The organism is Nocardia sp. CA-120079 (genome assembly GCF_050955745.1).
Taxonomy (GTDB): domain Bacteria; phylum Actinomycetota; class Actinomycetes; order Mycobacteriales; family Mycobacteriaceae; genus Nocardia.
Genome location: NZ_CP192088.1, coordinates 7,833,202 through 7,860,088 on the forward strand (window position 1 = coordinate 7,833,202; position 26,887 = coordinate 7,860,088).

Annotated in this window: 22 protein-coding genes and 2 tRNA genes; 13 read left to right on the forward strand and 11 right to left on the reverse strand. The window is 66.8% G+C overall.

Going from position 1 to position 26,887, the window contains the following annotated elements; translation table 11 throughout:
- Positions 1-174: 174 nt before the first annotated feature.
- Positions 175-978, forward strand: a complete 804-nt coding sequence (cmrA, locus tag ACQPYR_RS35710; protein WP_433623453.1) for a mycolate reductase — start codon at positions 175-177, stop codon at positions 976-978.
- Between the two features lie 183 nt (positions 979-1,161).
- Positions 1,162-2,505 carry a diaminopimelate decarboxylase gene (gene lysA / locus ACQPYR_RS35715; RefSeq protein ID WP_433635330.1) on the forward strand — a complete coding sequence of 448 codons (1,344 nt, stop codon included), beginning with the start codon at positions 1,162-1,164 and terminating at the stop codon, positions 2,503-2,505.
- A gap of 10 nt (positions 2,506-2,515) precedes the next feature.
- Here the strand turns inward: lysA and ACQPYR_RS35720 are convergent, their stop codons facing one another.
- Positions 2,516-2,896: a MarR family winged helix-turn-helix transcriptional regulator gene (locus tag ACQPYR_RS35720; protein WP_433623455.1), complete on the reverse strand. Its 381-nt coding sequence runs from the start codon at positions 2,894-2,896 to the stop codon at positions 2,516-2,518.
- Between the two features lie 32 nt (positions 2,897-2,928).
- A complete protein-coding gene (locus ACQPYR_RS35725; protein WP_433635331.1) occupies positions 2,929-4,755 on the reverse strand; it encodes a helicase HerA-like domain-containing protein in 1,827 nt (608 codons plus the stop codon).
- Between the two features lie 260 nt (positions 4,756-5,015).
- Here ACQPYR_RS35725 and orn point away from each other — a divergent pair, with 260 nt between their 5' ends.
- Positions 5,016-5,669, forward strand: coding sequence for an oligoribonuclease (gene orn, locus ACQPYR_RS35730; RefSeq protein ID WP_433623457.1), 654 nt, complete (start codon positions 5,016-5,018; stop codon positions 5,667-5,669).
- 54 nt (positions 5,670-5,723) lie between these two features.
- Positions 5,724-5,796: transfer RNA gene (locus tag ACQPYR_RS35735), tRNA-His, on the forward strand.
- Between the two features lie 47 nt (positions 5,797-5,843).
- Here the strand turns inward: ACQPYR_RS35735 and ACQPYR_RS35740 are convergent.
- Together ACQPYR_RS35740 and menC are read right to left on the reverse strand one after the other, a co-directional pair.
- On the reverse strand, positions 5,844-5,966 hold the full coding sequence (locus ACQPYR_RS35740; RefSeq protein ID WP_433623459.1) for a hypothetical protein: 123 nt from the start codon (positions 5,964-5,966) through the stop codon (positions 5,844-5,846).
- The gene (menC, locus tag ACQPYR_RS35745; RefSeq protein WP_433623461.1) at positions 5,963-7,075 is read right to left on the reverse strand and encodes an o-succinylbenzoate synthase; all 1,113 of its coding nucleotides are present in this window, start codon (positions 7,073-7,075) and stop codon (positions 5,963-5,965) included. Before menC ends, ACQPYR_RS35740 begins: the two co-directional genes overlap by 4 nt.
- Positions 7,076-7,218: 143 nt before the next feature.
- Between menC and ACQPYR_RS35750 the strand changes: the two genes are divergently transcribed.
- Positions 7,219-7,497: a hypothetical protein gene (locus ACQPYR_RS35750; RefSeq protein ID WP_433623463.1), complete on the forward strand. Its 279-nt coding sequence runs from the start codon at positions 7,219-7,221 to the stop codon at positions 7,495-7,497.
- Between the two features lie 8 nt (positions 7,498-7,505).
- Here the strand turns inward: ACQPYR_RS35750 and ACQPYR_RS35755 are convergent, their stop codons facing one another.
- On the reverse strand, positions 7,506-8,720 hold the full coding sequence (locus tag ACQPYR_RS35755) for a L,D-transpeptidase (RefSeq protein WP_433623465.1): 1,215 nt from the start codon (positions 8,718-8,720) through the stop codon (positions 7,506-7,508).
- Positions 8,721-9,034: 314 nt separating this feature from the next.
- Between ACQPYR_RS35755 and ACQPYR_RS35760 the strand changes: the two genes are divergently transcribed.
- Positions 9,035-9,107 (forward strand) — tRNA-Lys (locus ACQPYR_RS35760).
- A gap of 140 nt (positions 9,108-9,247) precedes the next feature.
- On the opposite strand, the gene ACQPYR_RS35765 is transcribed toward ACQPYR_RS35760, so the two are convergent.
- Positions 9,248-9,622 carry a cupin domain-containing protein gene (locus ACQPYR_RS35765; RefSeq protein ID WP_433623467.1) on the reverse strand — a complete coding sequence of 125 codons (375 nt, stop codon included), beginning with the start codon at positions 9,620-9,622 and terminating at the stop codon, positions 9,248-9,250.
- Between the two features lie 77 nt (positions 9,623-9,699).
- On the opposite strand from ACQPYR_RS35765, the gene ACQPYR_RS35770 reads away from it, so the two are divergent.
- The 3 genes from ACQPYR_RS35770 to ACQPYR_RS35780 all read left to right on the forward strand — a co-directional run bounded on the left by ACQPYR_RS35770 (position 9,700) and on the right by ACQPYR_RS35780 (position 11,741).
- Complete coding sequence (locus tag ACQPYR_RS35770; RefSeq protein ID WP_433623469.1) at positions 9,700-10,170, forward strand: MarR family winged helix-turn-helix transcriptional regulator; 471 nt, start codon at positions 9,700-9,702, stop codon at positions 10,168-10,170.
- Between the two features lie 532 nt (positions 10,171-10,702).
- Positions 10,703-11,335 carry a transglycosylase SLT domain-containing protein gene (locus ACQPYR_RS35775; protein ID WP_433623471.1) on the forward strand — a complete coding sequence of 211 codons (633 nt, stop codon included), beginning with the start codon at positions 10,703-10,705 and terminating at the stop codon, positions 11,333-11,335.
- Positions 11,336-11,429: 94 nt separating this feature from the next.
- Positions 11,430-11,741: a hypothetical protein gene (locus tag ACQPYR_RS35780; RefSeq protein ID WP_040687518.1), complete on the forward strand. Its 312-nt coding sequence runs from the start codon at positions 11,430-11,432 to the stop codon at positions 11,739-11,741.
- Position 11,742: 1 nt separating this feature from the next.
- On the opposite strand, the gene ACQPYR_RS35785 is transcribed toward ACQPYR_RS35780, so the two are convergent.
- Positions 11,743-12,207 (reverse strand): MarR family winged helix-turn-helix transcriptional regulator, encoded by a 465-nt coding sequence (locus ACQPYR_RS35785; protein ID WP_433623473.1) that lies wholly within the window; start codon positions 12,205-12,207, stop codon positions 11,743-11,745.
- Positions 12,208-12,265: 58 nt separating this feature from the next.
- Between ACQPYR_RS35785 and ACQPYR_RS35790 the strand changes: the two genes are divergently transcribed.
- Positions 12,266-13,243, forward strand: coding sequence for a pirin family protein (locus ACQPYR_RS35790; RefSeq protein WP_433623475.1), 978 nt, complete (start codon positions 12,266-12,268; stop codon positions 13,241-13,243).
- Between the two features lie 136 nt (positions 13,244-13,379).
- Positions 13,380-13,676 (forward strand): excalibur calcium-binding domain-containing protein, encoded by a 297-nt coding sequence (locus ACQPYR_RS35795; RefSeq protein WP_040687515.1) that lies wholly within the window; start codon positions 13,380-13,382, stop codon positions 13,674-13,676.
- Positions 13,677-13,736: 60 nt separating this feature from the next.
- Here the strand turns inward: ACQPYR_RS35795 and ACQPYR_RS35800 are convergent, their stop codons facing one another.
- A complete protein-coding gene (locus ACQPYR_RS35800; protein WP_040687513.1) occupies positions 13,737-13,958 on the reverse strand; it encodes a DUF3618 domain-containing protein in 222 nt (73 codons plus the stop codon).
- A gap of 110 nt (positions 13,959-14,068) precedes the next feature.
- On the opposite strand from ACQPYR_RS35800, the gene bcp reads away from it, so the two are divergent.
- A complete protein-coding gene (gene bcp, locus ACQPYR_RS35805) occupies positions 14,069-14,542 on the forward strand; it encodes a thioredoxin-dependent thiol peroxidase (protein WP_433623478.1) in 474 nt (157 codons plus the stop codon).
- Between the two features lie 107 nt (positions 14,543-14,649).
- Here bcp and ACQPYR_RS35810 read toward each other — a convergent pair whose 3' ends face one another.
- On the reverse strand, positions 14,650-15,909 hold the full coding sequence (locus ACQPYR_RS35810; RefSeq protein WP_433623480.1) for a hypothetical protein: 1,260 nt from the start codon (positions 15,907-15,909) through the stop codon (positions 14,650-14,652).
- A gap of 313 nt (positions 15,910-16,222) precedes the next feature.
- On the opposite strand from ACQPYR_RS35810, the gene ACQPYR_RS35815 reads away from it, so the two are divergent.
- The gene (locus tag ACQPYR_RS35815; RefSeq protein WP_245721387.1) at positions 16,223-16,843 is read left to right on the forward strand and encodes a TetR/AcrR family transcriptional regulator; all 621 of its coding nucleotides are present in this window, start codon (positions 16,223-16,225) and stop codon (positions 16,841-16,843) included.
- Positions 16,844-16,909: 66 nt separating this feature from the next.
- Here ACQPYR_RS35815 and acpS read toward each other — a convergent pair whose 3' ends face one another.
- Both acpS and ACQPYR_RS35825 read right to left on the reverse strand, forming a co-directional pair.
- Complete coding sequence (acpS, locus tag ACQPYR_RS35820; RefSeq protein ID WP_040687506.1) at positions 16,910-17,344, reverse strand: holo-ACP synthase AcpS; 435 nt, start codon at positions 17,342-17,344, stop codon at positions 16,910-16,912.
- Positions 17,345-17,435: 91 nt separating this feature from the next.
- On the reverse strand, positions 17,436-26,789 hold the full coding sequence (locus ACQPYR_RS35825) for a fatty acid synthase subunit beta domain-containing protein (RefSeq protein WP_433623482.1): 9,354 nt from the start codon (positions 26,787-26,789) through the stop codon (positions 17,436-17,438).
- Positions 26,790-26,887: the final 98 nt, after the last annotated feature.

The following is a 26,887-nucleotide window of genomic DNA, read 5'->3' on the forward strand; positions in this document are numbered from 1 at the left end:
AGGCGCGCTCCCCTCGCCCAAGTCCGCCACACCCTTCGGTGCGGTCCTGAACCGTTGATCACCATGTGTTGGTGGCGGCAAATGTCGAGAACGCCTCTCCAAGGTCGCATTCTCGACGAACTGGCTGGGGGATGTCATCGATGGTGGGGTGGGCGGATCGCTTAGGCTCCTGTCGTGAGTTTGCCCTCTGCTACCTCTGAGAATCGTGCGGTCGTTACTGGTGCCTCTTCTGGTATCGGGACGGCGCTTGCTGCTGAGCTTGCTGCTCGCGGGTATTCGTTGATCCTGGTTGCGCGGCGCGGGGAGGTGTTGACCGAGCTTGCGCAGCGGTTGACGTTGGCGCACGGAATTACCGCGGAGGTGCGGGCAGTCGATCTGGCCGATCGGACGGCGCGGGCGGCGCTGGTCGAGGAGTTGGCGGCCCGCGATATCTCGATCCTGTGCAACAACGCGGGCATCGCGACCTTCGGTGCGGTCGCCGAATTGGATCCGGCGTATGAGCGCGACCAGATGGAACTCAATGCCGTTGCGGTGCACGATCTCACCTTGGCCGTGCTGCCCGGCATGATCGCCAGGGGTGGCGGTGGCATCCTGATCAGCGGTTCGGCGGCGGGCAATATGCCGATTCCGAATAATGCCACCTATGCGGCGAGCAAGGCGTTCGCCAATACCTTCTCCGAATCGCTGCGCGGCGAATTGAAGGGCTCCGGCGTGCACGTCACCCTGCTCGCTCCGGGTCCGGTCCGCACCGAAACCCCCGATCCGGCCCAGGCCTCCATCGTCGACCGCATGGTGCCCGACTTCATGTGGGTCACCTCCGAATACACGGCCAAGATCTCCATCGACGCCCTGGCCCGCAACAAGATGCGCGTGGTCCCCGGCCTGATCAGCAAGGGCATGAGCGTCGCAGGCCAATACGGCCCCCGCGCCCTTACCGCCCCGGTCGCCGGTGCGTTCTACAAGAAGCTCGGCGGCTGAGCAGCAGGTCCGCCGTCATCGGCCCAGCTCAGCGCGAGCGCGGGGTGCCGATCAGCAACCCGTCAGGAATTGTTTCAGGTGCGTCAAGGATCCGTCAGCATCGCCCCTGAGCAGTACGAACCGGCGTAGTCCTGATATCGGCCCCGCATGCCGAGAAAGCGGGGGCACACCCAGGAGAACTACGTGACGCTGCTCGAGATCTTCCCGTCGCTGCGGTCGGGAATGCCTTCGCGCCTCGACTCCGCGGTCTGGCCGCAAGACACCCACTACGACGACGACGGCCGAATCACCCTCGGCGGGGTCGCCCTCGCCGATATCGCCGACCAGTACGGCACCGCCACCTATGTGCTCGACGAGCACGAGGTCCGCACCCGCTGCCGCGCCTACAAGAAGGCCTTCCCTGAGGCCGAGATCATCTATGCGGGCAAGGCGTTGATGATCCGCGCGGTCGCGGAATGGGTTACCCAGGAAGGACTTTCGGTCGACGTATGCTCAGCGGGCGAGCTCGCCATCGCCATCGCGGCAGGTGTCGACCCGAAGCGAATCGTGTTGCACGGCAATGGCAAATCCTTCGACGAACTCGACGCCGCGGTGCAAAGCGGTGTCGGCCGGATCGTGATCGATTCGATGACCGAGATCACCCTGCTCTCCGCACTGGCCACCCGACCACAGCAGGTCCTGCTCCGACTGTCGCCCAGCATCGATGTGCACGGGCATCCGGCCGTGAAAACCGGTGTGCTGGACCAGAAATTCGGCTTCCCGATCGGCAGCGATATGGCCGCCGAGGCGGTCGAACGCATTGTGCGCCAGCCGAACCTCGAGCTGATCGGCTTGCACTGCCACCTCGGTTCGCAGATCTACGATCCGGACCACTACGGCGAGGCGGTGCGCCGGATGATCGGCGAAATGGCAAGGGTCCGTGCGGATCACGACCGCATCCTCACCGATCTCGACCTCGGCGGCGGACATGCGGTCGCCTACCGCAGCGGGGACGCCGAGATGAGTCTGGCCGAACTCGCCGACATCATCGACGACGCCCTGGACGCGGCCTGCGCGCGGAACCACTTCCCGCGCCCGAATATCGCCATGGAGCCGGGTCGCGCCATCGTCGCGCGCGCAGGCGTGACGCTGTACCGCGTACTGTCGGTCAAGCATATCGATGGCGGACGGACCTACGTCACCGTCGACGGTGGCATGGGCGATAACGCCCGCGTCACGCTGTACGGCGCGAATTACGAAGTGGTCGTTGCCAATCGCCATCCCTGCGGCCCACAGATGACCGCAACGGTGGCCGGTCGCTACTGCGAGGCGGGCGATGTGCTGGCCACCGATATCCGGCTCCCGGCCGACCTGCGCCCCGGCGAGGTGCTCGCGGTGCCGTGCACCGGCGCCTACCACCACAGCCTCGCCTCGTCCTACAACAGCGTCGGTCGGCCACCGGTCATCGCGGTACGCGACGGACGCGCCCGCCAGCTGATCCGCCGCGAAACCACCGCCGATCTACTCGCCCGCGATATCGGCAACTGACGGGCCGATCTCAGGCCTGTCCAGCAGCGTGCTCGATGAACCGGCAGAGCAGTTCGTGCAACTGTCGGCGTTCGACCGTCGAGAACGGCGCGAGCAATTCGACCACCGCCACATCGGCGGTGCGACTGGCGGCATCGAGCCGATCCCGTCCGCTCGGCATCAGATGCACGGCATAGCTGCGCCGAGCCCGCTCGTCCTTATGCCGTTCGGCCAGCCCCCGCCGCTCCAGCTCGCTGATGATGTAGACCATCGATGACTTGTCCAGCTGCAGCCGGTCGACCAACGCGCGCTGACTGAGCGGCCCCACCTCGGCCAGACAGCCGAGCACCCCGAGATGACGCAGCTCGAGCCGCTGTTCCCGCCACCCTCTCGTTGGTCCGCAGACCAGCACCGCCCGGCCCGGCTCGGGGTCGGTACTCGCGCTCAGCGCTTGCGGGTGCCGAAAATGCTGCGGCTGATCTCGCGGCCCGCGGCGGTCGCGGCCGAACGCAGGAAGCTCTTCACCGCCGGATTCCTCATGATGCGCTCGGCGGCGGATTCCTCCTCGGGGGCGGCCTTCGAGCGCCCCGGAGCCGGAGCCGCCTCCGGTTCCTGTTGTGCCGCAGTAACTTTCGCGGCCATGACCTCGTAGGCCGACTCACGATCGATGGTCTGGCCGTATTTGGCGGCCAGCGCGCTGGACAGCGCCCGCGACTTGATCTGATCCTCCCCGATGGTATCCATCAGCGAGCGCGGCGGCTGAATCCTGGTCCACGCCACGGGCGTCGGCGCGCCCTTCTCGGAGAGCACCGTCACGATCGCCTCCCCGGTGCCCAGCGAGGTGAGCGCCTGCTCCAGGTCGTAGACGCCGGTCTTCGGATAGGTGCGCACCGTCTTGGACAGCGCCTTCTGATCGTCGGGCGTGAAGGCTCGCAGCGCGTGCTGAATGCGCGCACCCAGTTGGGACAGGACCGGATTCGGGATATCGGTGGGCAGCTGGGTGCAGAAGAAAACGCCGACACCCTTGGACCGGATCAGCTTGACCGTCTGCTCCACCTGCTCCAGGAAAGCCTTCGAGGCATCCGCGAACAACAGGTGCGCCTCGTCGAAAATGAAGACCAGCTTGGGCTTTTCGACATCACCGACCTCGGGCAGCGTCTGGAACAGATCGGCGAGTACCCACATCAGGAAGGTCGAGAACATCACCGGCCGCGCCGCCTGCGCACCGAGCTCGAACAGCGTGATCACGCCCTGACCGCCCGCGGTGCGCAGCAGATCGGCCGGATCCAGTTCGGGCTCACCGAAGAAGGTGTCGCCGCCATCGGCCTCGAGATTCACCAGCGCGCGCAGGATCACCCCCGCGGTGGCCGCCGAAACCCCGCCGATGCCTTTGAGATCCTCCTTGCCCTCCGGACTCGTGAGATGGGTGATGACCGCGCGCAGGTCCTTCAGATCCAGCAGACCGAGACCCGCCTTATCCGCCCAGTGGAAAATCAGCCCGAGCGTCGACTCCTGAGTTTCGTTGAGCTCCAACACCTTACTGAGCAGCACCGGGCCGAATGCGGTGATGGTCGCACGGATCGGCACCCCGACACCGCCGGTGCCGAGCGAGACGAATTCGGTCGGATAACCGGCCGGCGCCCAGTCCGGTACACCCGTCTCGGCGGCCCTGGCGCTGAGCTTTTCATCGGCCTGCCCCTGCTGTGCGAGCCCCGACAGGTCGCCCTTGATATCGGCGAGTACCACCGGAACCCCGGCCCGCGAAAGCTGTTCGGCGATGCCCTGCAATGTTTTCGTCTTGCCGGTGCCGGTCGCACCGGCGACCAGCCCGTGCCGATTCATGGTGCGCATCGGAATTCGCACGTGCGCAGTCGAGTCCACGGCGCCGTCCACGACGACCGTGCCCAATTCCAGCGCTGCTCCGTCGAACGCGTATCCGGCGGCGATCTGCTGCGCCACCGACTGCTGCGCGGCCTGCGCGGTCTTGGTCGCCGCCAACTGTGCGGATTCCACCGCGGCAGCGCTGGCAACCGCGGTCTCCGCCGTCGCGGCGGCCTTGGATTGCGCCGCCTCGGCCTGTCCCACCGCAGGCGCCGCATTCGGATCCGCGCTCGCGGCCGCCGCCTCCTGCTCGGCCAACTCGCGCTCGGCGGCTTCCGCGGCAGCGGCGGCTTCCGCGGCCACGCGCGCTGCCTCCTCGGCTGCCTTCCGTGCCGCGGCCGCCTTCTCCTGAGGGGTCGGCCCACCCGTCGCCCGACCGCCACCCCCCATCGAATCGCTTCGCGATCCTGCGTTCATCGCGTCCTCCGTCTGGTCCGCAGTGTTAGCTGTCGTGCCGAAAACGCATACGCCGATCTCCCGCAAACTCTATCGCCGCTGCTCCCCTCGAGACGGCTCAACTCAGTGGTGACGTGCCCTCCTGAGCAACCAGCACGGGCACAACCTCCGGTTTCGAGCGAAGCGAGACATCCGGGGGCCGCGAACACGCGATGCCGAAGGCATCGCCGATAAATACAGCTAATGTTGCCGGGGTGTCCGACAAATACGTGGTGTGGATGGATTGTGAGATGACCGGCCTGCGCCTCGACAGCGACAAGCTGATCGAGGTGGCCGCGCTCGTGACCGACAGCGACCTCAATGTTCTCGGTGACGGCGTGGATATCGTCATCCACGCCGACGACGCGGCCCTGGCCGCCATGCCGCAGGTGGTCGCCGATATGCACGCACGTTCGGGCCTGACCGAGGAAGTGCGCCGCTCCACGGTCACACTCGCCGATGCCGAAAAGCAGGTACTCGACTACATCCGCGAATACGCCCCGACCGCGGGCACGGTCCCACTGGCCGGCAATTCCATCGCAACCGACCGCGGCTTCATCGCCCGCGATATGCCCGCACTCGATGCGCATCTGCACTACCGGATGATCGATGTGAGTTCCATCAAGGAGCTGTGCCGCCGCTGGTACCCGCGCATCTACTTCGGCCAGCCGGAGAAGGGCCTGACGCACCGCGCCCTGGCCGACATCAAGGAATCCATCCGCGAGCTCGAGTACTACCGACGCACGGCCTTCGTCGCCGCCCCCGGCCCGTCGACCACAGAGATCACCGCCATAGCGAACGAGCTGAGCGGGGCCGCCGCCGCAGCCCGCGAATCGGGTGGGCAAAACGCCACGTCAGAAACCGATTAGGGACTCACGGGGTCAACACGCTAATATCGACCGCGCCGGTAGTAACCGGCGATGGTGGCTGTAGTTCAGCTGGTAGAGCACCAGGTTGTGATCCTGGGTGTCGCGGGTTCGAGTCCCGTCAGCCACCCGAAGCGGGCCAGGTCGGAGCATACTTGCTCCAACCTGGCCCGTTGTCTACTCGAGGCATAGCGTCTCCAGGGCCATCGGCCAGTCCAGCAGCGCGGTGCCGAGCGCGAGACCGACGGCGGTACCCGCGCCGCCGATCGCACAGATGATCCCGAGTTCGCTGCGATTCATGTCGGCGACAACCATTCCTTGCTCGTCGTTGCCGCCTTCAGCACATCCGGCAACGGGTCTACACCGAGGCCGTGCCCGTCAGGCACGGGGATGTATCCGGCTTCCAGCCGCAGCGGTTCGATGATGTCTCGTTCGTAAGAGCGATCCGAGGCCACGATATCCGCGGGCAACGTACAACCGGGTAGCGCCGCTACCGCCAGATTCGCCGCCTGACCGAGCCCGGTTTCCAGCATTCCACCGCAAAATGCCGGTGCGCCGTGCGCCGCACAGACATCGTGCGTCGAGCGGGCCTCGAGATAGCCGCCGACTCGTCCGGCTTTGATATTCACCACCGAGCACGCCCCCACCTCGATCGCGTCGGCGGCGCCCCGGGCCGAAAGAATCGATTCGTCCAGGCAGATCGGTGTACGCAAGCGACGGGCGAGCATCACGTGATCGCGACAGCGGTCCTCGGCAAGAGGCTGTTCCAGCATTTCCAGTTCGAACTCGTCGAGACCGGCAAGGTGGTCCGCATCGGCCGATGTATAGGCGCCGTTCGCGTCGACCTGTAGCTCGAGAGCGGCGCCGAAGCGCTCCCGTACCGCCCGCACCGGCGCGATATCCCATCCTGGCTCGATCTTCAGCTTGATCCGCTGGTAGCCCTGTTCCAGATATTCCGTGACGGTATCCAGCAGTTCGGGTATCTCGTCCATGATCCCGATCGAGACACCCGCGGCAACCGAGGTGCGGGTCGCGCCGAGATATCCGGCGTAAGACCGTCGTCGGGACCGCAGCCAGGCATCGAGGATCGCCATCTCCAACGCGGCCTTGGCCATTCGATGACCACGAAACCGCGCAAGCGTGGGCGCTACATCTTCCGGGGTGAGATCGCGGCCGGCCAGCGCAGGCAACAGAAACCGGCGGATGACGTCGGCGGCACCATCGATGTACTCGGAGGAAAAACTCGGAGACGGCAGGGCCACGCACTCGCCCCAGCCCTCGGCGTCCGAGGCAACGACCCGCAGCAGGAGAATGTCACGCCACAATTCGACCCCGAACGAGGTCCGAAAAGGGCTGCGTAGCGGCAGGCCCAGCCGACGCAGCTCAACGCCCTCGAGCCGCACCTTCACAGCTTGGCATATCAGCGCTTGTCGCTAGCCGCTTACCATCACGATTATCTGACATATAACTGTTTCACTCCGTAGACTGCGGGCATCAGGGGCGGTGTCACCGGGACGCCACCCCGACCGATCAGAAAGACACCAGGTTCGTGATGCGTTCGGCGGTAATCGCAGCTCTCGTCGGCACAACCCTGCTCGCCGGCGCCACCGGTACCGCGACCGCGGATATCGTGGTCGAACCGGGCACCGGATCCAGTACGGGTTCGAGCTCGACCACTACCGGCTCCGCCGGTGGTGTCACCACCACCGGCTCCTCGGGCACCGGCTCGGCCGGCGCCGCGATGTCCGGCTTCGAGAATCTGCTGTTCGGCGGGCCGCTGCTGTGCGCCGCGCTCGGGAGCGCCGTCGGGGCGACGCTCAGTTGCGCGTAGGCGATTGCCTAGCGATTGTCGGCGTTGCCCGCCTTCCACTCCGCCCAGGGAATGTTCCAGTCACCGAGTCCGTCGACGCCCGAAAGCGTGCCGCCCACGGTGTTCTTGACGATGGTGATGTCGCCGCGCTTGGCGTTCTGCAAAACCCACAGCGCGTTCGCGGGGCTCAGGTTCAGGCAGCCGTGGCTGGTATTCGAGGAGCCCTGCGCACCGACCGACCAGGGCGCGGAATGAAAGAAGATGCCGGAGTAGGAAAGTCGGGTCGCGTAGTCGACCGGCGTCTTGTAGCCGTTCGGCGAACTCACCGCGACACCGTAGGTCGAGGAGTCCATGATGATGCGGTCGAATCGGTCGCCGACGATGTAGATGCCGTTGTCGGTGGGGGTGCTGTCCTTACCCATCGAGGTGGGCATGGTCCGCACCACCTGACCGTTCATCTCCACCGTCACCTGCTTGGTGTTGTCGTCCGCGGTGAAGATCGTCGGGTCGCCCACGGTGAAGAACGAGTGGATATTGTCCTGGCCGAACAGCCCGCTGCCGAGATCACGGCCGTAGACGTTCACATCGATGGTGACCTTGGTGCCCGGCGCCCAGAAATGCTCCGGCCGCCACCGGACCTCGCGCTTGTTCACCCAGTAGAAGGCGCCCTCGACCGGCGGCTCGGTGGTGATCTTGATCGCCTTTTGCGCGGCCATGCGGTCGGGGATGTTCTCGTCGAACTGCACGGCCACCGGCTGGCCGATGCCGACCACTTCGCCTTCGCCCGGCAGCAGATAGGGCTTGGTCTGGCTGTCCGGGGAGCTGGTGGTGAAACTCAATACCGTGGAGTTCGCGCCGCCGAGACCGATTGCGTCGGCCTTCAGCTTGTAGGTCTTGCCGTAGCCGAGTACCTCGGTGTTCTCCCAGGCCCGGCCGTCCGCGGCCAGCTTGCCGGCGACCGGAACACCCTGCGGGCTGGTCAATGTCACGGTGGTGAACTTGCCGTCGTCGACCTTGAAGGTCAGCGGCACGCCCGGCGAAACTCCCATGTCACCGTCCTTGACCGGCGACAACAGCTTGGGCTTCATCAGTTCGGTGATCGGATTACGGTCGATAGCCACTGTCGAGGCGTCGGTGGCGTTGGACGACGAACACGCCGTCAAGGCCAGCGCCAACACCGCGCATACGACTACCGGTCCCGTGATCTTTCTCATCGACCGATGTCGACCCTGACCAACGTTCATTACCAACCCCGTTTCAAGTCCCGATGCAGCCAGGGCACCGACGGCTTCGGATCCAACCCGACCACGCTCCTCCCGCAACGCCACGGAGTTTGGTCCGGACCACGCTCCAGACATTCTGCCAGCGCAACGGGTCCGGTCCAATGGAAAATCACTCCGCCACAGGCGAGTTCCATCGGTTAGATCATCCGCACCCCGCCGGGCGTTAACACCCATCGCGAACTCTCCATCGCCCCCGGTCAGAAACCGATTTCACTTCTGGGCACTCGGCCTGTTAATGTTTGTCCCGCACCGGAACACGGAGCGCAGCAAGACACGCGCCATTAGCTCAATTGGCAGAGCAGCTGACTCTTAATCAGCGGGTTCGGGGTTCGAGTCCCTGATGGCGCACAACAGCAAAATCCCCCGCCGGAGGCCGAACCTCCGGCGGGGGATTTTTCGTTTCATCAATCCAGCTGCGCACGGCCATCGAAGCGGTGGCGCCGGGAGTGTTGTTCGTCACCCCGTCCGCCACGCGGGAGCGGCGCGGCTCAGCCGACCCAGGGCGGGTTGATGACGGTTCCGTCGAGCAGTTCACCCTGGAATCCGACCGGGACGGTCACGACGAGCACGGCCGGCTCGGCGGCCGAATTCGTCAGGGCGATCAGCGAATTCGCGGGCGCCACCGCGGCGTCACCGGCCACCAGCGCCTCCGCCCGGCCATCGATCGTGATCGTCACCGCTCCCTGGATCACCACGAACGCCTCCTCGCGCAACACCTTGTGCGGCACGCCTTCCGTCTCGGCCGACACCTGGATCTGCCAGACACAGAGTTCGGCGCTGCCGGTCCCGGGACGGATGTAGGAGGTGAATCGGGTGCCGTGCATTTCGTGGACTTCGGCATCGGCGGCGCGGGTTACTGGCATGTCTTAACTCCTTCATTTGGTCAAGCAGCTTGACTATATAGTCAAGCAACTTGCCTATCCGTGTCAAGATGGCAGTCATGTCGAATCCGAAACCCGCTTCGACCCTGCGGCCCGGCCAGGATCTCGCGCTGCTGCTACTCGCCGCAGGAGCGGCTGCCACCGACGCCATTCACGCCGGGGTTGTCGCGGCCGGGTTCGCCGATGTGCGGCCGACGCACGGGTTCGCCTTCGTGCGGCTGTCACCGAACGGGGCGACGGTCGGCGAGTTGGCCGAACACCTGGGCGTGACCAAACAGGCGGCCAGTCAGTTGGTGGACGAACTCGTGCGCAAGGGTTACGCCGAGCGCAACGCACACCCGGACGACGCGCGCGCACGGTTGATCACAATGACCGCGAAGGGGTGGGCCTGCACGCGCGCGGCCGATGCCGCGGCGGCCGAATTCGCCGACCAGTGGGCGTCCGTTTTGGGTGATTCCGCGGTGGCCCAATTGCGTAACAGTTTGACCCGCGTGGTGGCCCCCGGAAGGGTCCGTCCGGCCTCTTGGTGACCAAATCGAGACAAAGTGGCCTGCGTTACCCTGAAAATTCAGTGAGCTGCGTCACATAAGGTTTGACAGCAAACTCCCAGCATAAATGGGGTTTCGAGAAGCCCGACCTGGGCTTTCCAAGATCGGCAACCCCTGCCATTCATTATCCGTTCATGTTGCGTTAACCGACCGTGACCAAGCTGAGATCAGGTCGCAAACAGACCTACAGTTTGGTTACACCGTGGAGCGATCCACACACAGTCGGAAAACGACCGCAACGGCAGACGAGTTTCACCCGCCGCGGTCGCCGGAGATATCAGCGGCACCACGTCCGCAATCTCCCCGCTCGACAGCGGCACCCGCCGGGAACCGACCCCGGGTGGCTTACACCGCGTCGCGCGCCAGGGCTCGCCTGGCCTTCACAACAAAACCCGAAAACAGCATACGGAACCGATTCAGGCGGGCCTTCCCACCGGGTGCCCCGTCGGAGATCCGCGCTGCCTCAACCGGGCCGGATCCCCTCTCTGGACACGATCAAGGAACTGATTTCGAAATGCTCGACAAACGCCTCACCTCTTTCCGCCGCCTATCGCTGCGTGACAGTGTCACCCTCGCTGTGGCCGCGGCCGGTCTAATCGCCGTCGGCACCTCCTCCGTAGTCGCGCTGGCCGACGACAGCGTTCCGTCGCGCATTGCCATGGTCGCCGAGGAGCAGCCCGCCCCCGCGGTCGCCCCCGCGGTCGCGCCGGCGGTCGATGCGGCGGCCACGCCGGTCGATGCCCCGCTCGTCCCCGGCCTGCCCGCGCTGCCGGAACTGCCCCCGGTCCCCGGCCTGCCCCTGCCGCCGCCCCCGGCCCCGGTCTACGAGGACAACCTCGACGGCTGGATCCACCACGCCCTCGACATCATGGCGGCGAACGGCATCCCGGGTAGCTACAACGGCATCTACCGCAACATCATGCGCGAATCGGGCGGCAACCCCCAGGCCATCAACCTCTGGGACTCCAACGCCGCCGCCGGTATCCCGTCGAAGGGTCTGCTCCAGGTGATCGACCCGACCTTCAACTCCTACCACGTCGAAGGCACCGCCTGGGACATCTGGGACCCGGTCGCCAACATCACCGCGGCCTGCAACTACGCGGCCCACCGCTACGGCTCGATGGATAACGTCAACTCGGCGTACTGATCCACGACTTCGCGAACAATGCCTCCCCGCCCGATGGCGGGGAGGCATTGTCGTATGGTCGACCAGGCCCGACCACCACCGAGCGGATTCCGCCATGACCGATTACGCCCACTCCGACCATGCGTCGAAGAGCCGCGCCGAGAAGGCGCGCCGCCTCGCCACCTTTATCTGGGACCGCGGCATCACCGGAACGGAACTGCTGGACATGCCTGCGGCGGTCCGCCGGAAGCTGGCGCGCGCGGCCGAGACGAATCCGCCGAGCACCGACGAGACGTGGACGACGGTGGCGAAGCTGCTCGACGAGAAGGACACCTGGGCCGCTCGGCATCCGAATCACCCTGCCGCACAGCGTAATAACAGCGACGAGAAGCTGCTGTGGGTGAAGCCGCCGATCACCCCGTGGTGATTCAGTAGCCGAGTTCGGACTCGGTCTCGGCCTCGACGACCACCTTGTCGGCCAGCGCGCGCAGCGCCCGCGCCTCGGCGGGCGTCATCGGATCGATGAAGATCCGGCGCACCAGTTCGACATGGTTCGGGGCCGCCTTCTCGAGCACCTTGCGTCCCTCGGGGGTGAGTTCGACCAGAATCCCCCTGGCGTCGTCCTGGGCCGGTCGCCGGTCGACCAGTCCGCGAGCGGCCATGCGCGCCAAGTGTTTCGAGAGCCTGCTCTTCTCCCAGCAGACCTCGGCGGCCAATTCCTTGGCGCGCAGACAGCCGCCGGGTGCGGCCGACAACGGCACCAGGAGTTCGTAGTCGGCGGCGGACAGGCCGTCCTGGGCCAGACCGGCCGATAGCGCCGCATCCAGGCGCTGGCGCAGCCGGATGAAGGCCTGCCAGGTCTGCTGCTCGTCATCGCTCAACCAACGCACCACGGGAATGATCCTAGCCAGCGATTGGTTGACATGGACACCAACTACTCAGGAGGTGCCAATGCCGGCCATCACCGTCCCCGACATCATGGTGCTGCCGCGACTCCCTCGACCCACGGATTCGACGCGGGAACGCAAGGTGAGCAGCATCAGCACCGCACATCAGCAGCGCGAAGGCGCGGGCTTCGAGGTGCGCAGGCCGTTCCCGAGCATGGATCTGCGCTCGGCCGATCCGTTCATCCTGCTCGACCAGATGGGTCCGGTCGCCTATGAGCCGTACGAGGCCAAGGGCGCGCCGTGGCATCCGCACCGCGGCTTCGAGACCGTCACCTACGTCATGGACGGCACCATGGTCCATCACGATTCCAATGGCGGCGGTGGCGTCATCAGCGAGGGCGATACCCAGTGGATGACGGCCGGTTCCGGCATTCTGCACGATGAACTGCCCGCCGAGGAATTGGTCATCGCGGGCGGCTGGTTCCACGGCATCCAACTGTGGGTCAATCTGCCGCGCGCGCAGAAGATGGCCGCACCGCGCTATCAGGATCTGCGCGGCAGTGAGTTGACGCTGGTCAGTTCGCACGACGGTGGCGCACTGGTGCGCATCATCGCGGGCGAGATGGGCGGCTTCGAGGGTCCGGGTTCGACCTATACCCCGATCTCCTACGCACATGCCTCCATCACCCCGGGCGGCCAGCTGGAAACCTCATGGCCGCAACGGTTTACCGCGATGGCATACGTACTGTCCGGCAGCGGAACAGTTGGCGCCGAGCGCCGGCCGATCAGCGAAGGCCAACTCGCGGTATTCGGCCCCGGCGACTCGATCACCGCCGCCGCGGATGCATTGCAACACAACCGAACCGGCGACCTGGAGGTACTGCTGCTCGGCGGCCTGCCGATCAAAGAGCCTGTGGTGCAATACGGTCCGTTCGTCATGAACACCCGCGCCGAAATCATCCAGGCCATGGCGGATTACCAGGCCGGACGCATGGGCAATATCCCGGCCGGACATCTGGCGGGTAGGCGTTTGGGCGAATAACGAACGAAGGGGCGTTGTCCCCTAATGCCCCTAATTGTTTTGCTGCGCGGTTGACAAGTACGCGGCCCGTCACAACAGTGGATGCGGCGTCTCCCCCTGGACGCTACTCCACCGCAGCACACAAACAGAGGAATATATGAACGTTCGCCGGCTCACCGTCAGCGTTGCCGCCGCGGGACTCGCCTTCCTAGCGGCGCCCGCAGCCCTGGCCGACGTCCCTACCGGTTCCGCGGGAACAGGCTCATCCGCCATCGATACCGGATCGGCCGCGACCGGTTCGGCAGGCATGTCCCAGACCGGCTCGGCCGGTGGCGCATTCGCCAACTGCGACGAGGCCCGCGCGGCCGGTCGGGCACCGCTGTTCCGCGGGGAACCGGGCTACGGCCCGCATTTGGATCCGGACGGCGACGGGTTCGCCTGCCCGACGGTCTGATAGTCCTGAACGTAGAACACCCGGTGTGGCTGGCCACACCGGGTGTTCTACGTTTTCGGCTCAGCGGAAGATCTTGACCAGCACCAACCCGACGACCACCGCGGCCGCGCCGATCAGGCTGTACTTCACCTTCGGCTGGTTGAGCTTCGCCAGCACCATGTGCTTGGTGTCATCGGCGATGCGCTGCGGATCGGCCCGTACGGCGATTTCGTCGAGCGTGCTCGCGAGCCGTGTCCGTGCGGCCTCGATCTCCCGTTCGATCCGCTCGGTATCCCTAGCCACGTATATCCTCCTGAATTCAATATGCCGCGAACCGCGCTGCCGACGAGTCTAGCCAGCCGGGCTGCGTCGGTGCGGCCGCATTGTCGGGGCGTTCGATTACCGTGCAAGAGGTGACCGACAACCAACGACTCTCCCCCGGCGATGCCGCCCCCGCTTTCACCCTGCCCGACGCCGACGGCAAGGACGTGTCGCTGTCCGACTACCGCGGCCGCAAGGTGATCGTCTACTTCTACCCCGCCGCGAGCACCCCCGGCTGCACCAAACAGGCCTGCGATTTCCGCGACAACCTCGCCGAGCTCGAGGGTGCGGGCATCGAGGTCATCGGTATCTCGCCTGATAAGCCCGCCAAATTGGCCAAGTTCCGCGACAACGAAAAGCTCACCTTCCCGCTGCTCTCGGATCCGGACAAATCCGTCCTCACCGCATGGGGTGCGTTCGGCGAGAAGACCATGTACGGCAAAACCGTCACCGGTGTTATCCGCTCCACATTCCTGGTCGACGAAAAAGGCGAAATCGAAGTGGCGCAATACAACGTCCGCGCCACCGGACACGTTGCCAAACTCCGTCGCGACCTGTCGGTGTAGACCGCAGCACAGATCGGCTTGCGCCCAACGGGTTTCGCCCGGCTCGAAGGCGCATGAAACGAAAGGTCCGGAGCCACTGGGGCACCGGACCTCTCGAAGATCGCCTCCTAGGTGGGCTGCATCTGCTGGGCCGCCCATTGCACGAGCAGACGGACGTGGTTGTCCCACCAGTGGTAGAACTCGGGGGTGAAGGCCGCCGGCGGCGGCTCCTCACCGGGGAAAAGCATGGCTTCGTTCGGAGCACCGACTTTGGTGGTCGGCCCCTGGGTTCCGGTGCCCGGGAGTTGCTGAGGCGATCCGGCGGCCTCGTTTCCGTGCTCGTGTGCATCCGGAGCGGCCAATACGGATGGCAGAGCGCCCCAGTGCTCGTTGTACTGCGGAAGGTTGTCCAGATCGAAGCCGGTCACCGTCGAGTCGGTGGTGTTGCCGGCGGCCGCGGGTTGCCGGGCCTCCGGACGATCGAACGGGCTGATATTCGGCTGCACCGCGGAACCCGCGGTCGAGCCGCTCGCCGATCCGGTATCACCGTCGACCACGCGGGCGTCCGCGGTGACCCGCGCGTCCGCGACGACTGCCCCCGTCCGCGTTGTCACATACAAACCGCCCGCGACCAGTCCGCCCGCTAGCACACTTGCGGCGGCGAACATAGCCGTGTGACTGCGCGTACTTCGAACCCGTTCGACCGGCTCACTCACGCCGATCACGTCGCTCATCGCGAACAGCGCCGCACCGACCGCCGAGGCGGAGGTCGCGATCTTGCACGGCAGCACCGGAGCGCCGAAGCCGTCCATCGCCGTGGCCACCACCGCGCCGTCCGCCGCCGATCCGATCGGCACCACCGCATCCGGCCGAACCATTGCGGCTTCGAACTGGTCCCACGCATCCGACACCGCGACGTCGAGCGCCTCGGCGGTCGCATTTCCGGAATGACTGGTCGCGGCCAGCACCCGGCTGCGCTTGCGGTCGATCAGCGTGAACGCCTGATGGCCCGGGACCACCTCGCAGATGAGCAGATCGTCGAATTCATCGAGCCAGGTCATGACCCCGGCCACACTCAGATGTGCCGACTTGGCCGATACCAGCGAGGCAGTATGCCACGGGCCGGACGCTAATTTGGTGACGATGGCACGCCGCTCGGCGGCATCGCGGTAGGTGACCGCCGCACCCACGATATCCCGCTCGGATTCCAGCTCCGCCGCTAGCGTGTCCATCGCCGTCTGGACCGCAACCGCCAGGTCCGCCTTAGAATCGCCTCGAGTTTTCACCACCCGCTGCAGCAGCACCCGCTCGGATAGCTTCTCGCCGCCGTCGGCGAGGGCTACCGCGTGAACGGCGCCGCGTTCGGTGGAAACGCCTAGAGTTACCACAGATCGAGCTCCCACTGATCACGCCTTCCCAGTGCAATTGCCGAGCTCACGAGCTTGCCGAAACCCCTGAGCCCCTTGGATTCCCCGGCACGAAACGTGCGTTGAGATGCACGCACGCTCGGTATGTGTTCGGTGCCATCCCAGGCTTGGATGGGTGATGAAATGTGACAGTCCTCAACGCGCAGATACGGTGCGCGTGTCGCATATGTGTCGATACCGCTAGCCTTGATACGTGGATGTACGCACGGAGGCCAGGTCGAAGCAGCGACGTCTGGACCCTGCGTTGGACCTGCAGGACGACCCGCAGGAGCTCATGCCGCGGCGCAGGCCGACTCAGGAACGCAGTAAACGCAAGTTCGATGCCCTCTTGCAGGCGTCCCGGGAATTGCTCGTCGAGGTCGGGTTCGAATCGTTCACCTGTGAAGAGGTGGCGGCGCGGGCAGAAGTGCCGATCGGCACGCTGTATCAGTTCTTCGCCAACAAATACGTCATCGTCTGCGAGCTGAATCGTCAAGACCTGGTTGCGGTTTCCCAGGAACTCGCCGATTTCCACGGTGAAATCCCGTCATTGGACTGGCTGCGGCATATGAACCAGTTCGTCGACCATCTGGCGAATCTGTGGATGACCGACCCGTCCCGGCGCGAGGTGTGGCTGGCAATGCAGTCCACCCCGTCCACCCGAGCCACCGGCGCGATCCACGAAAAGGAATTCGCCGAGGTCGTCTCGCAAATGTTGCGTCCGCTGACCCCGCGCACCCCCCGCGCGCGCCGCACCATGATGGCCGAAGTCCTGGTGCACGTCGTCTACTCGATGCTGAACTTCTCCGTGCAAGACGACCAGAGCAACACCGAAGCGGTATCCGAACTCAAACGGCTGATGGTGGCATACCTCATGGTTGCCGAAAAGGAATCCCGAACCGGCGGCCAGCGCTAACTTTCAGCAATCCGCGTTCGAGCCGGGCATCCTGCGTACAGGGTGCCCGGCTCGAACATCGGTCGGCTATTGCGCCTCGCGACCTTCGATCAGGTCGGCGAGTTCGCCCGGATCCTCGAGGACGACCATGGCGGCGGCGGTGTCGCCGTCGTGTGTCAGGGAAAGGTGAACCCTTGCGCGGGGCAGGAATTCGGCCGCCAGGCCGTGCAGTTTGATGCTCGGGCGACCCCACGCGTCGTTGACCACCTCGATGAGGGGGTATGGGTTGTCGCCGATCTGCGGGCGGCGCGCGAAACGCGAAGACGCCCAAGCCTTCAACACTGCCTCTTTGGCCGCCCAGCGCGCCGCGTAACTGCGTGCCGGGTCGGTGCCCTTGCTCTGACAGTAGCGCCGCTCACCGGCGGTGAAACTCTCCCGGAGCATGGTGGTTCCGGACCGTTGCAACTGTTCGGCGAACTCGGAGATGGTCACCAAGTCCAAGCCGATACCCAGGATGGTCAATGCGTCGCCGCTCCTCAGCCTTCGAGCTCAATGAAAAGTCAGAGTGCGGCCGCCGTAGCGACCGCACTCTGCACGGTAATGGCCGAAGCCGCTATGCCATAGAGCCACCGGCATCGAGTTGCCCGAGAATCACTGCCCCGGTGCCACAACCCGCGCCGTCGGCCCGGTAGGTGCCGTTGCCGGACAGCCGCGCCTCCGGCGAGAGCAGCACGTCGGCCTCCAGCTGCCGCTTCTGCTCCGACGGCGTGCCGTCGGCACCGAGGCGACGATCGGCCGGCCGCTCGTACAGCGGGGCGCCGCCGCACATGGCCTCGGTGAACCGCTGCCGTCCGGCGAGTTGACGCTGCTGCGCCCGGCGCTGGTAGTCCTCGCGCCGACCCGGTTCGATCGCCTGGATGAACGCCTCCGGATGCACCACCGCGAGCAGACCCGAGACGTGGCCGAAGCCGAGCGAGGTCAGCAGACCGGCCTTGAGCGGGAACCGCTCACCGAAGCGCAGCGGTTCACGCGCCCAGACCAGATGCGGGTAGGCCTGCATCTTGTCGTCGACACAGTCCAGGCTCCGATTCGGCGGCACCACACCGTTTTCCAGCACCTGGCACAGGCCGATGAGCTGGAACGCGGCCGCGCCACCCTTGGCGTGTCCGGTCAGGCTCTTCTGCGAAACCACGAACAGTGGCGCGCCTTCGGAGCGTCCGACGGCCGTGGCCAACCGCTCGTGCAGTTCGGACTCGTTCGGATCGTTGGCCGCGGTCGAGGTGTCGTGCTTGGAGATGACCGCGATATCGTCCGGCGCCACACCGAGTTTGCGCAGTTCGGCGGCGAACTTGGATTCCCGGCCGCCACGCCCCGCACCCAGCGCGCCCAGGCCGGGCGCCGGGATGGAGGTGTGCACGCCGTCTGCGAAGGACTGCGCGAAGGCGACCACACCGAGCACCGGCAGACCCATTTCCACCGCCACGTCGCCGCGCGCCAGCAGCACGGTGCCGCCACCCTGCGATTCCACGAAGCCGCCGCGACGGCGGTCGTTGGCGCGGGAGAAGTACCGGTCGCTGATGCCCTTGGCGCTCATCGCCGCCGAATCCGCGGTAGCCGACATATCGCCGAAGCCGACGATGCCCTCGATACCGAGATCGTCGAAGCCACCGGCGACCACCAAATCGGCCTTGCCCAAACGGATCTTGTCGACGCCCTCCTCGACCGACACCGCAGCGGTCGCGCAGGCCGCCACCGGATGCACCATCGCGCCGTAGCTGCCGACGTAGGACTGCACCACATGCGCGAGCGCGACGTTGGGCAGCGCCTCCTGCAGGATGTCGTTCGGGCGCGACTCACCGAGCAGGTTGTCGATGTAGAGCGAGCGCATCGAGGACATGCCGCCCATACCGGTGCCCTGGGTGTTGGCGACCAGGCTCGGGTGCACCCAGCTCATCAGCTCGGCCGGGCTGAACCCGGAGCTGATGAACGCGTCGACGGTGCAGACGATGTTCCACAGCGCGACCCGGTCCACCGAGGCCGCCATATCGGCGGAGATGCCCCAGATGGTGGGATCCCAGCCGGTCGGGATCTGACCGCCGACGGTGCGCGACAGCTTGGCCTTGCGCGGTACCCGAATCTCGGTACCCGCCTTGCGGATCACCTGCCAGTCACCGGAATCGGCGACCGGGGTGATCACCGTGTGCTCCGGATCAGCGGCGTAGAAGGCGCGTGCCTCGGCTTCGCCGCCGACCGTGAAGGTCAGATCCTGGTCCAGGAAGACCGAGGTCATCAGCGGCGCGGCATTGTCGATCATGGCGCCGTCGTCCTCGTAGCGGCGCACACCGCAGCGCGCGACGACCGCGTCGTGGTACTTCTCGGCCAGCTCGTGTTCGGGGACGTAGTCACCGGATTCGGCGTCGTACCAGCCGGGCTTGGGATCGTTCTCCCAGGCGACCAGGCCGGTGGTCCAGGCCAGTTCGAGCACACCGGCGGCCGAGAGCTCGTCGGAGACCTCCATCTCGAACCGGGTGCGCGCCGAACCGTACGGGCCGAGCTCACCGGCACCGACGATGACGACCATATCGGCGAGATCGGCGGTCACCGAACCCCATTCGGGCACCGGCAGCGCCGAGCTCATGGTCGGCGGTGCGGGCAGCGCCGAAATCGTGCCCGCCGCAACGGCTTCCTCGGTCTCGGCCGCGGCGGCCTCCTGAGCCTGCTTGGCCAGTGCGGGCAGGTCGAGCTTGACCCTGGCGAGTCCGCCGGTGAGGTCGATCTGCTGCGGTCCGGTGGCGGTCACCTGACGGGCCCGCGAGGTGCACCACTTGAGCAGCTCATCGGCCATCTCGGCGGTGGACCAGGTGTGCACGCCGGCCTGCTCGACCGCGGTCACCATCGGATCGTTGTGGCCCATCAGCCCGGTGCCGCGCACCCAGCCGATGAGGGCGTGTACCAGGGTGACTCGGCTCGACCACGACTTCTCGGCCCGCCACTTGGCGACCACCGCGTCGAGTGCGGCCTTGGACTCACCGTAGGCGCCGTCGCCGCCGAACATGCCGCGGTTGGGCGAACCCGGAAGCACCACATGCAGTTTCGCGTCGACATCGTGATCGATGCCGATCTTGGACAGCCCACCGATCAGCCGCTCGACCGACCAGAGCAGGACCCGCATCTCCATTTCGGCGCGGGCGCCGGCGTCGGCGAGATCACCGGCGACCCGGGGTGCCGCGAACGGCAGCAGCAGGGTCGGGGTCATCGCGTCCTTGATCTTGACCTTCGCACCACCCGCATTGTCGACCTGCTCGCTGCCGACCCAGTCGATCAGCGCGTCGACGTCCTGGTAGGACGCCATATTCGCAGGGACGACCCAGAGCGCGGCACCGTGGCGCGCGTTCTCGCGGTAGAGCTTGCGGTAGAAGCCGAGCCGCTTGTCGTCGAGGCTCGAGGTGGTGACCACCACCGTGGCGCCGCCGCCGAGCAGTCGACCGGTGGCCGCCGCCGCGATGGAACCCTTACTGGCACCGGTGATCACGGCGATATCCGAGGACCACAGGCCGGACTCTTCGGTGTTCAGCGCCGCATCGGCGATGCGCTCGTACAGGCCGGCCAGTACCGAGCGGGCCTCGTGCTTGGCCTTCTCACGCCACCAGTTCGCCTGTGCCGCAACGGCTGCACCGGCACCGAGGAAGCCGTCCACCGACTCCTCACCGGAGCCGACGTCGTCGAGCAGCCAGAGCTTGGCCAGATCCTCGCGTGCGGTCGCCCAGCGGTCGTCGATCAGCACGGCCTTGCGGGCGTCGAAGGCGGGCGCGACCAAACGCGGCCAGTCCGAACCCAATTCGGCCGAGACGAGGTCGACCAGGGTGTCATCGGAGGCCTCCGGCGCGGAGGCCTGTTCGGTCAGGCCGAGCTGTTCGAGCACCACGCGGGCCGCCGTGGCCAGCACACCGTCGCGACCGGTGATCTGTTCGGTGAACTCACCAAGCGCCGCGGCGTCCACGGTGGCGCCGCCACCACCACCCGCGCTCGGCAGCGATACCGCGACACCGCGACGGGCCGCGACGGCCTGCACGGCGGCGTCGATGGCCGCATCGACCGAGGCGGCGTCGCTCACACTCGCGACAAGTCCGCCGAGATCGCCACCGCGCACGCTGACACCCTCGCGGGTGCCGAGCGAAACCTCGGCGGTGACATGGTTGGCCCAGCCGTCACCGAGCTCCCAGACCTTCTTGACCCGCTCGGCGATCGCGGCGGGCCGCTTACCGGACGGACCGAAGACCTTGCGCAGGTGATCGCCGATGGCATCGGAGAGCACCGAACCAAAAGGCTTGTAGGTGCGGGCAAGTCGCTCGACGGTGGCCGAGAGCGCACCCATATCGGCATCGGCGGCACCGTCGATCGCACCGAGCGACAGCTCGGAGCCGAGGTCGACGAGCAGCTGGTTGCGCCGCGACGAGACTCCGTCGCAGAGGCCCTCGATGGTGTCGACCGGGCCGATCTGATCCAGCCGCAGTTTGGTCCACAGCGCGATCAGTACGCGGGTGGCGTCGGCGGCGGTGAACGCGATGTCATCCGGACGCGGACCACCCGAGCTCGCGACCGGAGCGGACACCGGGGCCGCCGCGACCGGCGTTGCGGCCGAAGCGGTTTCGACCGGCTCGTCGGCGGGCTCGTCGACCGGGGCGGGATCGGTATCGGTCGAGTAGACGACCGCGGCCTCGCGCTCGATATTCAGCACCTCGACGGTGACCGTGCCGAAGGCGGGCAGCTTCAGCGTCTGGCTGGCCAGGTTCGCCACCGTCGGCGTTGCGCCCAAACCGATTTCGACGAAACGCTGGACCCCGAGCCCACCGTCGGCGGCATCGGCGAACAGCAGATCCTGGGTCTCGATCCAGCGCACCGGGCTGGCGAACTGCCAGGCCAGCAGCTCGATCAGCACCACGCGGCACAATTCGGTCGGGCGGGCGGCCCAGCTGTCGAAGTCCGCGAGCACGGTGGCCAGCGGCTCCGAGGGCACCAGATCGGCGATCTCCTGGATGAACGCGCGCTCCAGCGAGAACGGCTTGGGTACCAGGTTCGGAATGTAGCGTCCGAGCAGGATTTCCGGGTGCAGGTCCGCCGGCAGCAGCTGTTCGAGCTTCTGCCGGAACTCCGGCACACCCTCGCGCAGCACGGTGGAGTGGAACGGCACATCGATGCCCGGGACCAGGATGAAGGCCCGCTTACCGCCGAATTCGGCACGGCGGCGGTCGATTTCGGTCTCCAGCGCATCGAGGCCCTTGACCGTGCCTGCGATGGCGTACTGCGAACCGCGCAGATTCAGGTTGACGACCTCGAGGAATTCCCCGACGCTCTCGCCCACACCCTTGACGAAGTCGATGACCTCGTCATCGGGCAGACCGATCTGCGACGGCCGGATGGCAGCCATCCGATAGTCGCTGCGGCCCTGCGCATCCCGGGGCACCAGCTCGTGCATGGCGGAACCGCGCTGGAAGACGACCTCCAGCACCGCCTCCAGCGGCAGCACACCGGCGACGGCCGCGAGCGCGTTGTACTCACCGACCGAATGTCCGGCCAGCATGGCGCCCTCGACGTAGGCGCCGGCCTCGCGCAACTCGGCGACCTGGGCCACACCGAGCACCGCCATGGCGACCTGGGTGAACTGGGTCAGGTGCAGCACGCCGTCCGGGTGCCGGTGTTCGACACCGCGCGCCTTGAGGTAGGTCGGATTGTCCCGCACCACGGCCAGGATCGAAAAGCCGAGTGCCGCACGGGTGTGCTTATCGGCGCGCTCCCAGATCTCCTTGGCGGCCTTGGAGCGGGCACGGGCGTCCAGGCCCATGCCCTTGCGCTGAATGCCCTGGCCCGGGAAGGCGTAGACGGTCTTCGGCGCGGCGGTGCGGCCGGTTGCGGTCATCACCAGATCGCCGTCGGCACGGCAGGAGACCTCGACGATCTCACTACCCGCGTCGACCGCGATCCGCTCGACGCGCACGTCGATCTCCGCGCCCGGGCGGACCATCCCGAGGAAGCGGGTGGTCCACGCCGTCAAAGTCCGTGCCGGAGTGGAGCTTTCGGGATCCACCGCGGACACCGCGTGCTGCGCGGCGGCCGAGAGCCACATACCGTGCACGATCGGGCTGCCGAGTCCGGCCAGCTTGGCGGCCGAATCACTGGTGTGGATCGGGTTGTAGTCACCGGAGACCGCGGCGAAGGCACGCATGGTGCGCGGCGCCAGGATGGTGACATCACGACGGCGGCGACGCGGGGTGTCGGTGGCGGCATCGGAGACCACACCCGCCGCGCGCGGCGGATCGGTCAGCTCGCCCGCGCCGTTGCGTCCGCGGATGGCGAAGCGTTCGGTCAGCGTCGCCAGCGGCACCACGTCGAGGCCCTGATCCCGCATCTCGCCGACGGACACCCGCACCTCGACGACGCGTCCCAGGTCGGTGTCGACAACGTCACCCGATTCGGCGCGGACAACGAGAATGCTGGTGTCGTGCGGCAGGTCGCGCTCGAGTGCGATCTGGTGATCGAGGTGGACCAGATCCAGCATGCCCTCGATGACACTGTCGCCGTCGGCGCTGCGGGCGGCACCGAGTACCGCGAAGACGGCGGGCCAGCACGCACCGACGAGCACATCGGGCACGCTGCGCCCGAGCGTGCTCAGTCCGCCGGGCAGGCCCGAACCGGTGACGCCCGCGTGATCGGCGATGAGGTCCGGGGTCCAGGCGACATTGAGGTGTGCGACCTTGCCCTTCACCTCCGGCAGCGCCTGGCCCGCGGCGACCGCGAGCAGCGCGGACATCGCGGTGTCGGCATCCGTCTCGGTGATGACCGGTGCGCCGCCGTTGTAGAGAGAGGTCGGCACGGTGATGCGCAGGCGGATACGCACGGCGTCACCGCCGAACAGCGGCACCGTGAGCTCGACGTAGGCGTGATCGGCATCCGGGCCGGTGGTTTCGGTGATCGTCGCACCGGTCGGCGGATGGACGGCGCCCTTGTCGTCGACAGTCCACTTGGCGAGGTCGCCGAGGCGATGGATCGGGTTGACCGTGGTGCGGCCGGACCATTCGACATCCGGCGCGGCCAGCACCGCATCGACCGGCCCCTCGGTCACGCCCGCGGAGCGGCGCGCGTCGACCGCGACCGGCGAGACACCGGCACGCACCAGCGCGTACGCCGTGTCCTGCTCGAAGCGATCGAGCAATTCGCCGACCGGCTCGTCGACGCGGGTGATACCGGCGACCGCGACCGTGCCCGGAATGACACAGACCTGATCGGCCGAGTAGCGCGGATCATGGGCCTGCCACAGCGAATCCGAACGCCACCAGCGGCGCACGTCACCGTCCACCACCGGCACGAAGTTCACCGGCTTACCCGGGGTCTTGCACAGGCTGACGAAGAACGGCACATCCGCCGGGTGCAGCAGGGTCTGCTCGGCCGCCGGGTACTGCTGCTTCAGCGTGCACAGCGCGTCGACCGGGTTCTCGAAGGCCTCGTCGGATTCGAAAAGCGTCGGAATCTCGCCGCGATCGGCCGGGTGCAGCCGGGATTCGGTGCGGCGCATCATCTCCGCGAACCGGTCCCGCCACGTGATATCGAGCCAGACCGAACGGGTGGCCTCCAGGATGGCGTCGCCGAGGTCGCTGCCGCAGTCGAAGTCCTTGCGTCGGTCCAAGCCGACGGCCAGCTCGACGTAGCGTTCCAGCCACTCGAGGTAGGTCATGGTGGCGACATCGCCGAAGTACGGCTTGGCCGTGGCATTCAGCGCGGCGACGATCTCGTCGCGACGCTCGGCGACCGCGTCGGCGTCACCGGCGACCTCGTCGAGCAGGCGGCCGGTGCGCGAGGCCGCATTGTCGATCTCGTGGATATCGGCGCCCAATTGGCTACGGCCGGATGCCATTCCGCCGGTCGCGGTGCCCGCGCCGACCCAGTCCGGGGTACCGGGGGTGTCGACGAGCAGCTGCTTGACCTCCGGTGCGGTGGTGGCCTCGAGCGTCGCCATGGCGGCGGTGCCGACCAGCACGCCATCGAGTGGCATCACCGGATAGCCGTGCGGCACGGCCCATTCACCGGTCAGGTATTCGGTCGCGCGCTCCGGGGTACCGATGCCGCCGCCGACACAGACCACCACATTGTCGCGGTTGCGCAGCTCGGCGTAGGTCTCGAGCAGCAGGTCGTCCAGGTCCTCCCAGGAGTGGTGTCCGCCGGCCCGGCCGCCCTCGATGTGCATGATCACCGGGTAGTCCGGCACCTCGTCGGCGATGCGCAGCACCGCGCGGATCTGGGCGACGGTGCCCGGCTTGAACGCCACATGCGTGATACCGACCTCGGTCAGCTCCGCGATCAGCGCGACGGCCTCTTCCAGCTCCGGAATGCCCGCGGTGACGACGACACCGTCGAACGGCGCACCCGCGGTACGGGCCTTCTGCACCAGGCGCTTGCCGCCGAGCTGCAGCTTCCACAGGTACGGGTCGAGGAACAGCGAGTTGAACTGCACCGCGCGACCCGGGTGCAGCAGCGTCTTCAGCTCGGCCACCCGGTCGGCGAAGATCTGCTCGGTAACCTGACCGCCACCGGCCAGCTCCGCCCAGTGGCCCGCATTCGCCGCCGCCGCAACGATTTTCGCGTCAACGGTGGTCGGGGTCATACCTGCGAGCAGGATCGGCGAGCGCCCTGTCAGCTTGGTGAACGAGGTCTCGACCACGACGCGTCCACTCGGCAGACGCACCGGGCGCGGCGCGAAGGCCGACCACGGCTGAGCCGCCTCGGGCGCGGCGCCGGGGGTCAGCAGGCTGCGCTGACCCGCGCGGGTCGCGGCCGCGAGGATGCCGACGCCGGTGCCCTTGAGCGAGCCGCTGGTGAGCCGACTGAGCAGATCACCGGGGCCCAGATCGAGAATCCACTGCGCACCGGCGGCGACGACGCCGTCGACCTCCTCGACCCAGTCGATCGGGTCGACGAGGATCTCCTTGGCCAGCGAACTGGCAAGCTCGGCATCCAGACCACACTGGGCCGCCCAGCCGCTCACGATGTCGACCGTCTCGGCGAGCGCGGGGTGATGGAAGGCGACATCGACGGCCAGATCCTCGAAGACCGGCGCGAACACCGCGCCACCGCGCGACTTCGCATCGCGCTCGCGAGTCTGCTCGTCATGGATCTGGGCGCAACGCTGACGCACCCGCTCCAACTGGGTCGGCGTACCGGAAAGCACCACGCGCCGCCGACCGTTGCGAATCGAAACCACCGCGGCCGCGGTGGGGTCGACGCCCGCGGACACCTCGGCCACTACCGTGCGCAGATGCTCGGGATCGACATTCGATACCGCGACCATCGACGAACGCTCGCCCACCGGCATGAGACCGCGCCGCCGGGCAACCAAACCCGCTGCGGCGCCGATCATTTGGGCAATGGCGAGCAGTTCGGCGTCACGCTGTCCACCGGCCTGCACCGAGGTCGCGGCGAGGCGGCCCTGCGAGTGGCCGACGACCGCGACCGGCGCGTGCTCGTTGGCATCCAGACCCTGCAGCCGCAGCGCGCGCACGGCGGCCACCTGCGTCAGGAACACGCCCGGCATCGACACCACGGCCGAGCGGAGCACCTGCTCCGAAGGCGCGGCGGAAACATCCGCCTCGTCACCGTCGGCGAGCTCGTTCTCGAGCATCCAGCCGATCGGGTCGAAACCGACCGGTCGCACCACAAGCAGTTGTGCCGCAACAGGTTCCAGCAGCGTCGCCGCTTCATTGACCAGTGCGGTCAGTTCGGGCTCCAGTGCGGCATCGCGCCCGATCTCCTCCAACTCACCGAGCCAACGCGCACCCTGCCCACCGAAGGCCAGCGCGTAGGGCGTTCCACCCAGCAGTCGATCCAGCAGCGGAGCCCTCGCCCCCCCTTGCTGTGGCGCCCCAACCACTTTCGGGCTCTGTCCGGTTCCGGCCGCAGTGCTCTCATTGATCGTCAAGACGCTTCGACTTCCTTCTCTGGCGACATGCCGTCGAGACACGCCGCTCCCTCCGGTGCGCAGGTGTTCCTCACCAATGAGCCCTGATGACTGCAAGG